General features: G+C 43.0%; 9 protein-coding genes. 4 read left to right on the plus strand and 5 right to left on the minus strand.

Annotation, left to right across the window (positions count from 1 at the left end):
- Positions 1-372 precede the first annotated feature (372 nt).
- The 4 genes from QZT69_RS14390 to QZT69_RS14405 all read right to left on the minus strand — a co-directional run bounded on the left by QZT69_RS14390 (position 373) and on the right by QZT69_RS14405 (position 6,344).
- On the minus strand, positions 373-2,253 hold the full coding sequence (locus QZT69_RS14390) for a DUF4974 domain-containing protein (protein ID WP_294675934.1): 1,881 nt from the start codon (positions 2,251-2,253) through the stop codon (positions 373-375).
- Positions 2,241-3,191, minus strand: coding sequence for a FecR family protein (locus QZT69_RS14395; RefSeq protein WP_294675936.1), 951 nt, complete (start codon positions 3,189-3,191; stop codon positions 2,241-2,243). The genes QZT69_RS14390 and QZT69_RS14395 overlap by 13 nt, the downstream gene beginning before the upstream one ends.
- A complete protein-coding gene (locus QZT69_RS14400) occupies positions 3,188-3,751 on the minus strand; it encodes an RNA polymerase sigma-70 factor (protein WP_294675938.1) in 564 nt (187 codons plus the stop codon). Before QZT69_RS14400 ends, QZT69_RS14395 begins: the two co-directional genes overlap by 4 nt.
- 139 nt (positions 3,752-3,890) lie before the next feature.
- On the minus strand, positions 3,891-6,344 hold the full coding sequence (locus QZT69_RS14405) for a DUF5916 domain-containing protein (protein WP_294675944.1): 2,454 nt from the start codon (positions 6,342-6,344) through the stop codon (positions 3,891-3,893).
- Positions 6,345-6,385: 41 nt separating this feature from the next.
- On the opposite strand from QZT69_RS14405, the gene QZT69_RS14410 reads away from it, so the two are divergent.
- On the plus strand, positions 6,386-7,273 hold the full coding sequence (locus tag QZT69_RS14410; RefSeq protein ID WP_294675948.1) for a hypothetical protein: 888 nt from the start codon (positions 6,386-6,388) through the stop codon (positions 7,271-7,273).
- 120 nt (positions 7,274-7,393) lie between these two features.
- On the opposite strand, the gene QZT69_RS14415 is transcribed toward QZT69_RS14410, so the two are convergent.
- On the minus strand, positions 7,394-9,334 hold the full coding sequence (locus QZT69_RS14415; protein WP_294675961.1) for a ComEC/Rec2 family competence protein: 1,941 nt from the start codon (positions 9,332-9,334) through the stop codon (positions 7,394-7,396).
- A gap of 110 nt (positions 9,335-9,444) precedes the next feature.
- Here QZT69_RS14415 and QZT69_RS14420 point away from each other — a divergent pair, with 110 nt between their 5' ends.
- From QZT69_RS14420 to thrS, 3 genes are all read left to right on the plus strand, one after another.
- Positions 9,445-10,299, plus strand: coding sequence for a hypothetical protein (locus QZT69_RS14420; protein WP_294675969.1), 855 nt, complete (start codon positions 9,445-9,447; stop codon positions 10,297-10,299).
- Between the two features lie 6 nt (positions 10,300-10,305).
- Positions 10,306-10,809, plus strand: coding sequence for a hypothetical protein (locus tag QZT69_RS14425; RefSeq protein ID WP_294675976.1), 504 nt, complete (start codon positions 10,306-10,308; stop codon positions 10,807-10,809).
- Positions 10,810-10,870: 61 nt separating this feature from the next.
- On the plus strand, positions 10,871-12,814 hold the full coding sequence (thrS, locus tag QZT69_RS14430) for a threonine--tRNA ligase (protein WP_294676500.1): 1,944 nt from the start codon (positions 10,871-10,873) through the stop codon (positions 12,812-12,814).
- Positions 12,815-12,821: the final 7 nt, after the last annotated feature.

A 12,821-nucleotide genomic window follows, 5' to 3' on the forward strand; every position in this document is an offset into this window, starting at 1 on the left:
GAATAATACCGGTCGGTTGCCGTGAAAATATCATTCTCCCAGGTCAGGTGAAACGATTGATAAGCATAGAGAGAATCCGCCAGTTGTGAAAAACCGGGGAAAGAAAAAAACAAAATAAACAAACTCAGTATTCGAATACCCATACAAATAGCGATTAAATCGTCATTGAAAGCAGGCATTCTCAAACAGATAAACCAAATACTGGCACTATTAAATTTAAAGTATCTAAATATGCTTTGGAAGCAGTTAGCTTTTTTTAAGTTTTTTTATTAGAAGTCGACTCACAATTCCCCTTTGTGGGGTCTTGACGACTCAGACGAGTGTCAGACTCCGTCAGAGGGGACGGCAGGGGGGAGGGTAACCTTTTGAACTCTAAAAAAATCGCAAAGCCAGTTTCCCGCCTATCCATAATTGATTGGCATAACCGCCATCCAGGGAATTGGAAACGGTTTTTTGTCTGATCCTGCTCCAAATCGGATCGTTGGCGGAATTATTTTCGGAAGCATACCAGTTGAGGGTCGGACCGGCTGCAATGCTGAAATTCTTTCCAAAACGGTACTCGATCCCAACGAAACTTTTCGTCAGCATGTTGTAGGTAAGATCGGAGTTGTTCAAATAGAGTTGTTGTGCTGTCAGGTCCAGGTCGAGATACCATTTCTTTCCCAGATGAATGGCAGATCCCAATCCGTAACCTAAAGTCCAAAGTGGTTGTCCCCCTGAAAGTTGTATCCCGCCGATAAGTATGTTGTGGAATTTATCGACTCCGGTGCGGAAGCTGAGGGTTCCAAACAAATTTTCATCACAGGCAAGCTCCACTTTGTGGTATCCGTTTTTCACAAAGCTTAAAAATCCAATCGGAATTCCGCTGATCGAATCGGCAATATTCAGGAAACCGAGCTGAGAACCGTTTACTTTTTTGGCAATATTGATCAATCCCGAAAGCTGGAATCCGCTGATTACGCGGCTTGAATTTACCAATCCCGCGATTTGAATACCATTAACAGTGTCACCCATATTGGCAATTCCGCCGATTTGAGCACCAAAAGCATTTTTGGAACGGTTGTAAACTCCTCCAATCTGCACTCCTCTGGTATAGGAAGTGTTCAGGTTTGCAATTCCACCGATCTGTACTCCCTTTACGGTGTCTTTTACCAGGTTTGCAATTCCGGCCACTTGCACGTAATTTACTTTTCCACCGTCGATATTGACCAATCCGGCTACCTGGACACCATTTACATCCTTTGCAACGGTGTTTACAAGCCCGGCTACCTGAACTCCGGTTGATGTTCCTGAAACAAGATTCGTCAGCCCGGCAATCTGCACGTATTTCACATTTCCATAGTCGAAATTGACAAGTCCTCCAAGCTCAAAAATGTCAATTCCTTTGGATGAACCGACTAGTAGATTGAATGCAAACTTGTTTACGGTATTCACGGAAAGCAGGCGGTTGGTGCTTACCGGAGGAAAGAGAGAAAACGATACTTTGGTGAACAAGGTATCGGTAATATTGCGAAGATTTGCACTGCGTTCTCTAAATCGTTTCCAAAACGGATTTAAAGCGGGAAGGGTATCTTTAACCGGGGTTTCCGATGGCTTGACGGAATCGATAGAAAGGGTCAGTCGCACGGAGTCAACTGTGACGCTCACAGGGGCTGATTTAGGCTGCAGGTAGATAACCAGCGTATTTTGCTGCTTCGATACGATTACAACGGTAGTGTCTTTAAAATCTTCCTTTGCTACAGAAATGGAAAGTACATCAGTAGTTTTCGGGAATGAAAGATTGAAATAGCCGTATTCGTTGGTCAGTGCAGACTGCTTGCTTTGCCTGATGTAAACACTGGATTCTTCGATTTCCGAGGAGTCTTCTGCATTCAGGATGTAGCCGTTCAGAACCAGGTTGGAGTTGTTTGCCGAGGAATGTTCAGATTTCGGCTTTGGTGCCTGTTTGGTACTCAGGATGACGTATTTCCCCTTCAGCTTGTAGGTGAAGTTCCCGTTGCCGGAAAGTGTGTTTAAAACGATTCGAAGCGGTTGTTTGTCGAACCTGGCTGATACGCGGTGCTGATCGTCAAAGCCCGTATATGAGAAAACGACTCCGGTTTGATTGGAGATTTGCCTGAATAGGTCTTCATAGGCGTATGTCCCGGAGCGGATAGTCACATCTTTCTCCAGGTAAGGTGTTTGAGCACCGGAATGAAAAGCGGTTATGCAGCAAAGAAATGCAACACAAAAAAAACGGATCATTGTATACATGCCAATCCTTTAATCACATATTCGTTGTTTTTTTCTTTGAGTATGGTCACTTCCAATGTTTGTGAGATGACCATCAATACCGTGTCCAGGTCTTCGTTCAAAAATTCGGTAGTGATCCTGCAATCTTTCAACGCCGGGTTGTCAATGCGGATGTTTACCTTGTAGGTCGTGTTCAGCAGTTTAACGACATCTTCCAGCCGCTGATTGTCAAGCAGAATGGTTTTGTATTGTTTTTTTAAGTTTTCAGCCAGGACATCCAGTCTCAGATCGCCGCTTGAAATGACATAATGAGCACTTTCGTTTGCCTTGAGTGTAAGCTTCATTCCTTTGTTGTCGTAGATTACCACAATTCCTTCGTCCACACGCACGTAAATCGTATCGTCACTGGATTTAACATTGAATTTCGTCCCCAGGTCCTTAATATGGATTGGTCCTGCATCGATAATGAACGGAAGTTTTTTGCTGTGTTTTACGGAGAAATAGCCGGAACCTTTTAGCTTCAAAGAACGGTTTTTCTTGCCGTATTCCTCCGATAATTCAATGCTTGAATGGGAAGCCAGCTGAATATCCGTTCCGTCGTTCAATTCGATGTTCTTTTTGTTTGTTCCTGCGGTATAAACTAAATGTTCCTTGTTTGGCTGAATCAAATAGAAGAAAGCTCCAAACGAAATTACAAGAACAGCGGCAGCAGCAGAAATCCATCCGATCAGGAGTTTGCGTATTGGAGCTTGTTTTAGTTGGGCCTGAACGTTGCTCCAGGCAGTATCTGTTGAAATGGTTTTTTCAGTAAGACCGAAAGCCTTAGAACATTGTTCGAAGTATGTTTCGTTTTCAGACGATTCTGAGATCCAGTCTTCCAGGAACATTGCTTCCTGAGGACTTGCTTCTCCGCTGAGGAATTTGCCGATCAGCGCATCCATGTCGTGTGATGTTTTCATAGTGTTTGAATGAAAAAAAGGATGAGTAACGGCAAATAGTCTTTCAACTCTTCACGTACGATTTTGAGGGCTTTACCCATTTGATTCTCTACGGTCTTTACAGAAAGACCAAGCTGATCCGCAATTTCCTGGTAGCGCAACTGTTCAAAACGGCTCATTTTAAAAATACGGCCGCATTGTTCCGGCATTGTTTCCATAGCCATCCGGATACGTTCGTTCAGTTCATTCACCTGTGCCGGGTCCGACGAATCTTCGTAAGCTGCTGTTGCTTTTAGTTCTTCGGCATAATTATTTCGGATCTTCAGGTGTTTGATCTTGTTTAAGCAGGCGTTTTGTACGGATTTGTATAAAACTGCCCGGATGGAAGTGTGTATATCCAGTTGTGTACGCTTCTCCCAAAGGGAAACAAATACCTGTTGAACAATATCTTCCGCTTCATCTGAATCTTTCAGAAAGGTGGTGCCGTAGCGGACCAGCGGTTTATAATAATCGCGAAATACCATTTCAAATGTGCTTAAATCTCCTGTCACAACTTGTGTTATCACTTGTTTTTCTTCCACCGGGATGTGTATTTCACACCGGCAAAGTTATCATCTTTTGGTTTTATGACAACTGAGGGAGATTTTACCCCTATTCGGGAGGAGATTTTTTTGAAACCGGTGGGCACGCAATTAATCGCGTGCCCACATATTTATAAATTCAAACGGCTTTTTTCCGGAACCATTTCCCGGCATCGATGTAGAAGAGCCCCTTTACCGAGAATGAATTCAGGTAAGGATTGTCGAACAGGTTATTGAAGGTTTTGAAGTAACCATAATCAAGGCCGTTCTTCGAAGCGTAAATGTTGTATTTCCAGACAAAACGAATCTCACTTCCCGGGTAAACCACCCAGCGAAGGTCAAAATCAACGGTAAATGCATTGAAACTGGTGTTGTGGTAGCTTTGACCTAAAGTGTCTGTTCCGGAATAACCGGATGCGCGATAGCTTCCGTCGTACAGTAATTTCATAAACGATTTGTAGGAAACTTCCTGCCAATAGTGGTTGAAACGCAGTTTTAAACTGAATGTTTTGGTGAAGTTGTAATCCAGTGCAATGGAATTGGTAACGATCCAGCGTTCGCGATTGCCTAAAGTGATCTGGTCGGTATAATTCGTGTCTGTTACGCGAACGTATCCGAAATTGTTGAAATAGCGGTTGACCGTTGAACTCAAAACGGTGAAGACTTTCGGTGCGATACGGATTCGCGGACTGATGTTCAGGTCCAGGTTCGACATTCCTTTGCGGTCGAAAACACGGTGGTAAACGTAGTAATCCAAAGCAAAGCGTTTGGAATAATCGCTCGAATAAAAGCCTCCGTATTGAAAAGAAGCCGGGAAATTGACTGGAATTCCAAACGTTCGCGATTCGAAAAAGTCACGTTCTCCAAGTGGATAAAAGTTGAGAGAAAAGCCCGCGGAAAGGAATTTTTTGGTGGTTACAATGTATTCGCTGTTAATGGACCAGTAACCGAATTTGGTTGGTCTGTATAAATATTCAACCGTGTTTTCAGCTGAGAAGTTCCTGCGCAGAAGCCGTTTGGTCGCTTCGTACCCTGTCCAGCGGTAACGTCCGTAAAACCCGAAGAAATTATTCCGGGGCAGGAAACCCAACTCTGTCGGATTGTAGTTCTGATCACAATCGTAATAATCGATATTGAATTGGTTGACTCCTTTCACTTTTTGGAAACTGATTGCAGAAGAACGGCCCACATCGACCTTATTACCGGAAGAATTAACTGAAACCTGCGTATTGGCAGAGATACTGTAAACCCTGGCTTTGTTGAAGACCAATCCCCGCAAGGTACTGACATTGGAAAGCACATTGATCTCCGGGCGGATGACATTGGTGTTTAAGAGGGCAATATTGGCGTTGTTTTTCAGGTTTTGTGAGAGTACGAATACGTTGTAATTCGATACCGGGTGTGCAAGTATCTTGTGGTCATTTCCTGCTGAATCCCGGTAATGCAGGTAAGACCTGTTTTCAATGGCGTTGAATACACCGATTCCCAGGCCGCCTTTTGTCCGCCCTGAAATTTTCAGTGCATTGATCAGTTGTGCCCGGTCAGGAATAGTATTGATGGTGTTGTTCGGATCCTGTGCGATAGAATCCAATGCCTGCTCTTTCAGGTAGCTTTCTGCACCAATCCTGCGCGAGTAGAACAGATCACCGATTCCAAATAAATCCATTCCTTCCAGGAAGAAAGGTCTGTTCTCCGGATACCGGATTTCGAAAGGTGAAAGGTTCAGTACCAAACGGTCCGAAACGGTCTGCCCGAAGTCTGGGACCAAAGTGGCGTCCAGTGTAAAAGATTCACTTAGTCCCACTTTCATGTCCATCCCGAAACGCGGACGGAATCCCCAGTCCTGCGACTTCGAATTTTCATCGTAGCTATCTTCCAGGTACATCGTGGAGTAGGGGGAAAAGGAAAGTCTTAAGGGTGTTCCCAGGTTTTCAATTCCTTTGATATAGCCGCTTTGGGCAATTTCACCGTATTGCTGCGGATCTACAAAAGACCAATGCGAAGTTTCCCGGTTCCTGCGGATATTCCGGATGTAATTGATCCGCCAGTTTTGGATTGTTTCTTTGGGGAAACGCAATTGCGTGAGAGGGATACGTATTTCCAGGCTCCAGCCTTCTGCAATTCGTTTGACTTTACTCCTCCAAACAGCATTCCAGGAATAATCTTCGTTGGTTTGATCGATGATGGCATCCAGTTCGGTTCCGGCAGCTGTCACATAAAATCCGAAGCCATTTTGCCCGGCACCATAAGGGTCAATTAGAACTCCGAACCAATCTGCATTTCCGAAATCGTCCCTTTCAGATAAAAAAGCGATGATAGAATCCGGCTTGGCATCTGTTAATTTTGCACCGATGTAAATGTATTGATCATCGTAGAGGAATTTAACCTCGCTTTTGAAATTACTGGCAACTCCCGGGTTGGGATAGTTATTGATGAAATCAGTTGCTGTTTCTGCCTCGTCCCATGCAGTTTCCAAAAGCATTCCATCCAATGAAATAGCATGATTTGTCCGCTTTCCGGAAACTGTTTTTTGGGCCGGAAGTGCAAACGAAATCAGAATAAACGTTAGAAGTATGAAGCAGTGCAATTTCACCCGGCAAAAATCGTTATTTTTGATCATATAAAGTCACAGATATGTCGGGAATAAACTTTCTAAATCGTTTTGCTTCTTTTTTACTTATTATTGGTGCAGGTTCTTCCTGCGGACTGAAATATGTTCCCGGCCCGAGTTTGGAAGATTTGGCGAAAAACAGGAAAGAAGCCCTGGAACAGAAGCTGGCACAGGATTTCGGTGCTGTGAATAAGCGGTATGTGAGCCTGACTTATGGAGAAACGGTTGTTGTGAAACCGCAGTCTTATCAGCGTTTGGATTCGCTTTTCGAAGAGAAATACCGCTTGAGTAAACTGGGGCTTTCTACCAAGGAAATTGATCCGTTGATTGAGACTCAGAAAATGGCTTTGCTTGCGGATACCACGGAAGTTCTTTATATGGAAACGCATTGGTTCGAATTGATCCAGGATACGACGTGTGAATTTATTATTGCCCAATGCTTTTTAAATAACAGGAATGTATTGCGGAAAATGGAATACATTGATGAATTCCAAACCGGGAAATCGAATAAGATCTGGGCGGAGAAATACATGAAAGAAGACTGGTTTACCCGCAATATGGATGGATTTACATCTAATGATGATCTTGCGTTTTATTCAATGATGAAAAACAAGGAGTTTGGGCTGAAGGATGAAGAGAAGCATAAATTCCTCAATAATGTTTTCCTGGTCATGCGTTTTGCAGCTGAAAACCAGAGCACCGCTCCCCAGGGAATTGCGCTGAAATTGGCCGCACGCCAGATGAAAATGGAGATTCCGGGTTTTAAAACATCGGATTATGTGTTTTCCTTTAGAAAGGATACGGATCCTTTGTCGAAAGAAACGGTTTATGTGGTGGAAGCAGTTTTAGAAGCGGATAAAAATGTGATGGTAACCCGGAGATATGATTCCTTTTATATGCCGTTGGATTAATTGAGAATTGAAAATGGAAAAAATTGAAAAGTCTTGTCAATTCTGGTAAGGATCAATGAATATGTTTTCAAAGGATAATTAAAAATCTTCTCAATTGTCATTATACATTTTTTCAATTATTCAAATCGGAATGCAAAAAGGCTCGATCTTCTCGTCTTTGTACAAATAATGCTGAAGCCTTTGAGATAGCAAAGCTTTAGGATGCGATTTTCCCGGGTTTCCTGTTAACAGATAAGTGAATTCCTGTTTACCGATCCTAAATTTCCACCCGTTTTCCATTTCTTCAAATGAAATTTCTTTTCCATCTAAAAGAACCTTATTGCCGGATTCCAGGACAATTATTTTACTAAGGTTAAGTCCCGAATCACGGACTGCATTTTTGAGTGTTTGAAGGATTTGTTTGTTTTTTGGAATATCTTCCGTGAAAGTGATGAGTTTTCCGTTGTACTGGATCATACCGCAAAAAGCCTTACCGGAGAATACCTGAAGCTGGTTTTGTTCAAATTTCACTTCCCGCTTCCAGGATATAAAGAGCAGGCAAACTGCGAGACCGGTCAGGGCAATCTTTGGAAAGAGCTGTTTGATTAATAATTTATAGAAACAAAAAACGATCAATCCTCCGATGAGCAGGAATTGGAAGAAGTTAAGTTCAAATCCTCCCGAAACACCACCAGGAATTTCGTCCACATATTGAATTCCAATCACCAAAGCCTGGAGTGAAAGAGCGGTCAGGAAAATAACGAGCGTATTGAAATAAGGAATCCATGCGGTAAAGACCAGGATAATCAGAAAGAGCAAAACGATAAATCCGAGCAGCATGACCACGATGTTAGAAAGCAAAAAGTAATTCGGGAATTGATGGAACCAGTAAAGCATTAGGGGAGTCGTTGCAATGGTTGCGGCAATCCCTACTGAACTTCCTTTCCAGAGCCAGTCGAGCCATTTCCGTTTGAAGCGGAGCAGGCTGTAGATTGGTTTTTGGAAGAGCATGATGCCGATTAAAGCTACATAAGATAATTGAAAACCAATGTCGAATAAGTAATACGGATCGTACATCAACAATAGGATGGCAGAAAGGATGAGGTTGTTCATTCCGTTATTTTTTCTGCTCAATAATTGTCCCAATGCCAGGATACTGAACATGATAACAGCACGGATCACGGAAGGCGATGCGCCGCTTAGCAACCCGAATCCCCAAATCAGTACAACTGAAAAGAGAATGGCTTGTTTCCTGGAAATCCACCGGCTGAAAAAGCCCAGGATGTATTGAAAGATGATCAAAATAATCCCGACGTGCAATCCGGAAACTGCCAGCACGTGCATAGCTCCCGTGTTTGAAAAAGAGTCGAGCACCTCAGGGTCGATGTCTGCTTTATTTCCCAAAAGCAATGCAACACCAATTCCGGAAACTGACTCCGGAAGCCAGGATTTTAGGCTTTGACCTATTTCATCCTGCCATTTGGAGAAAAAGACGGACAAATTTTCCCGGTTCCCCGTTTTTTTAATGCAGTTGGAAGCTATAAATGCTCTTCCGATATAATGATGAGTTCCGTAATAATATTCCGCATCGAAACTTCCGGGATTGGTTTCATTCTGAAAGGGGGCAAGGACAGTTTTAAAAGCAACGAAATCTCCTGTTTGGTAGATTCCTTCCAGGGTATCGAGCGTTAGGATGATATTTCCATTTGTGGCGAACTGTTTATCTCCGCTTGTTGATTTTTCAAGTGAGATATGTATTGTTTGATAGCCCGATTCGGAGATTTTGTTGCGGAATACAGTCCCGTATGTGATTTTCCCCGAAAGATCCCGGCAGGATGAAACGGATTCTTTGGATAGTTCCAGTTTCCCGAATCCGATCAGCATAAATAAGGTGCCGAATGCAATTACAGGGATGAGCTTTGGGAAAGATTTCGGCCGGAACAAATAATTAAAAACCAGGGACAGCAAACTAACGATGAAAATAGTCGTGATAACTAATCCGATAGTTCCCGGATTTCCCCCGGACATATAGGAAAAAAAGATTCCAAGAATGAGTCCTATTGAAATTGGTAATAGCGGCATGTCGTGTATAGCGGATTATAATATAGACGAATCTAATAAAATCTTCGATAGATGATATCCCAAATTGATTTTTCTTTGTTTCTTTACGATCAAAACTTTACAACCAAATTATGTTGAAACTGAATTATTTTGTACCCGTTTTTGCACTAACCTTAAGCTTGGCTTCATGTGGAGGTGGTGAAACTGAAAAAAACGAAGTTGCTACTATTGAAACAACAGATGAGTCTGATGATTCTGCGGAAAATGATTACGTATTGCCTCCGCCGATAAGTATCGCAAATGCATTTAAGGATGCCGGATTGCCTTATGTTGCCGGAAAAACGAATCCGGTTGCGGATGCAGATAAGTACTCCGTGAAAATCGATCAATTGATCAATTTGGGGGTTTACTCTACAGATATGGCTTATTGTGCAATCAATTCGAAAACGCAGGAAGCTCGCGAGTATTTGGTGGTTATTCAAAAAATGGGATCAAAAGTAGGTCTGGAAAGCGTTTTTTCGGATAAGGAATTGATCTCAAAGTTCGATAAAGGATTGGGTGATGTGGAAGCGTTGCAGGATATGATTTACGAAATCCAGGATAAATCGGATGAGTACATGGAAAATAACGACCTGAAATATTTGGGGGCAATCCAGTTCTCCGGTTCATGGATCGAAGGAATGTACCTTGGAGTCGATAATAATAAAGATAAATCTGAAATCGGAAAACTGCTTGTTGAGCAAATGAGCTTGTTGAAGAATATCATCAAAGGTTTCAAGAGCCATCCGGCTCAGGAAGATGCACGTTTGAAAGAAGTGATTAAACTTTATGAAGGTATTTTGAATACATACGAAGGAATGGCTTCTGTAAAGAAAGTATCTAAGAACATCAATCGTGAAACACCGGAATTGACAGAAGCTGAATACCTGGCTTTGGCAAAAGAAGTGAAAATGGTACGTTCAAATATTGTTAAACCAGGGAAATAATTTTTTATGACAAAGCTATTCAAATTCGCCTTTCCGCTTGTTGCTTCTTTAGTCTGGATCGGATTAGTATCCGGAGGAAATGACAATGCACTGGAAGCTCAAATGAGCACTTTGAAACAGGAATGTAAGGAAATGATCAAAGGAACGCGCTACGAAGGTTCCAAGCTCACTTATTTCACAGCCGGTTCTTCCAAACAAACGAAGAGCATAGAGGTGTATACTTTCTTGCTGGATGAATATAAGTTTGCGATCAGTGCCAAAAAATGTACAGCAGCTCTAACAGTAAAAATCTACGATGCTCCGGCTGAAAATAAAGAGCGTGTATTGATCAAAGAGTTTAAAAAAGCACAGGGTAAAAACCTGAAGTTCAGTACTACAGAGTTGAACGATGCGTATGTTGCCAAGATTCCGGATGCCGATCGTTTGAGAAACATCCACATCGAATATGCCATCGGTTCCGGAAAAGGAACAAAAGAAGGGATCGTTTTAGTTTACGGTATTGAACCATAAATCACAGAAATGAGGCATATTTCAGAGATAAAGCCTATTTTTGTACTAAATTTTGTAAGTGATGATTAATGTAACTCTTCCTGACGGATCAGTTAGACAATACGAAGCAGGAGCAACAGCATTGGATGTTGCTCTTAGCATTTCTGAAGGATTGGCTCGTAACGTATTGGCAGCCAAAGTGGATAACGTGGTAATCGACGCGACACGACCGTTGACGGGTGACTGTCATTTGCAGCTGCTGACCTGGAATGATGCGGACGGAAAATCGACCATGTGGCACTCTTCAGCTCACTTAATGGCGGAAGCTTTGGAGTTTTATTATCCGGGAATTAAATTGGCGATCGGTCCTCCGATTGCTAACGGGTATTATTACGACGTCGATTTTATGGATTACACCTTCAAAGAAGAAGATCTTCCGAAAATCGAGGAAAAAATGAAGGAGCTTGCAAAGCTAAAGAACCCTTTCGTGCGTAAAGAAGTTTCTAAGGCAGATGCGTTGGCTTATTTTACCGAAAAAGAAGATCCGTACAAATTGGAGTTGATCCAGGATTTACCGGACGGTTCGATTACTTTTTATACTCAGGGTAATTTTACCGATCTGTGCCGCGGGCCACATCTTCCGGATACCGGGTTTATCAAAGCCGTGAAATTGATGTCGATCGCCGGAGCATACTGGCGCGGAGACGAAAAAAATAAGCAGCTGACACGCGTTTACGGGATTACCTTCCCGAAACAAGCCGAATTGACTGAGTACCTGGAGAAAGTGGAAGAGGCAAAACGCCGTGACCACCGTAAATTGGGGAAAGAACTGGAATTGTTTACCTTCTCTCAGAAAGTAGGTTCCGGTTTGCCTTTGTGGTTGCCGAAAGGAGCTGCATTGCGCGAGCGTTTGGAAAACTTCCTGAAAAGAGCACAGCGTAAAGCAGGTTACGAGCAGGTGATTACGCCGCATATCGGGAATAAGGATTTGTATGTGACTTCCGGTCACTACGAGAAATACGGTGCGGATTCATTCCAGCCTATCAAAACTCCGGACCCGAATGAAGAATTCCTGTTGAAGCCGATGAACTGTCCGCATCACTGTGAGATCTTCAAAAGCCGACCGCGTTCGTACAAAGACCTTCCGGCTCGTTTTGCAGAGTTTGGAACAGTTTACCGTTATGAGCAAAGCGGTGAGCTTCACGGCTTGACTCGTGTTCGCGGATTTACGCAGGATGATGCGCATATTTTCTGTATGCAGGATCAGGTGAAAGATGAATTTAAGAAGGTGATCGACCTGGTGCTATACATCTTCAAAACGCTGGATTTCCAGAACTTCAAAGCACAGATTTCTTTGCGTGATCCGGAGAATCCGACTAAGTACATCGGTTCGGATGAAAATTGGGCGAAGGCAGAGAGTGCTATTATTGAAGCGGCTGCAGAGAAAAACCTTCCGACAGTTGTGGAATTGGGTGAGGCAGCATTTTACGGTCCGAAACTCGATTTCATGGTACAGGATGCTTTGGGAAGAGAATGGCAGCTTGGAACAATCCAGGTAGATTACAATTTACCGGAGCGTTTTGAATTGGAATATACAGGTGCGGATAACCAAAAACACCGCCCGGTAATGATCCACCGTGCGCCTTTCGGGTCGATGGAACGCTTCGTTGCGGTATTGTTGGAGCACTGTGCCGGAGACTTCCCGTTGTGGTTAACAACCGAGCAAGTTGCAATCCTGCCGATCAGTGATAAATACAACGATTATGCGAAAGATGTTTTAGAATTGCTAAATAATTCCGATATTCGCGGATTCGTTGATGACCGTAACGAAAAGATAGGCAAGAAAATACGCGAGGCGGAGCTTAAAAAAATCCCGTTTATGCTGGTTGTCGGAGAGAAAGAAGCTGAAGAAAAGCAAGTATCTGTGAGACAGCGTGGAGAAGGAGATAAAGGTTCTATGGCTGTAGATGCTTTCGCAACTTTAGTAGGCCAGGCGATAGAAAAAGAATTGTCGACAAATGTTTAATAAACTG

The sequence above is a fragment of the uncultured Fluviicola sp. genome (genome assembly GCF_902168135.1).
Lineage (GTDB): Bacteria > Bacteroidota > Bacteroidia > Flavobacteriales_D > Crocinitomicaceae > Fluviicola.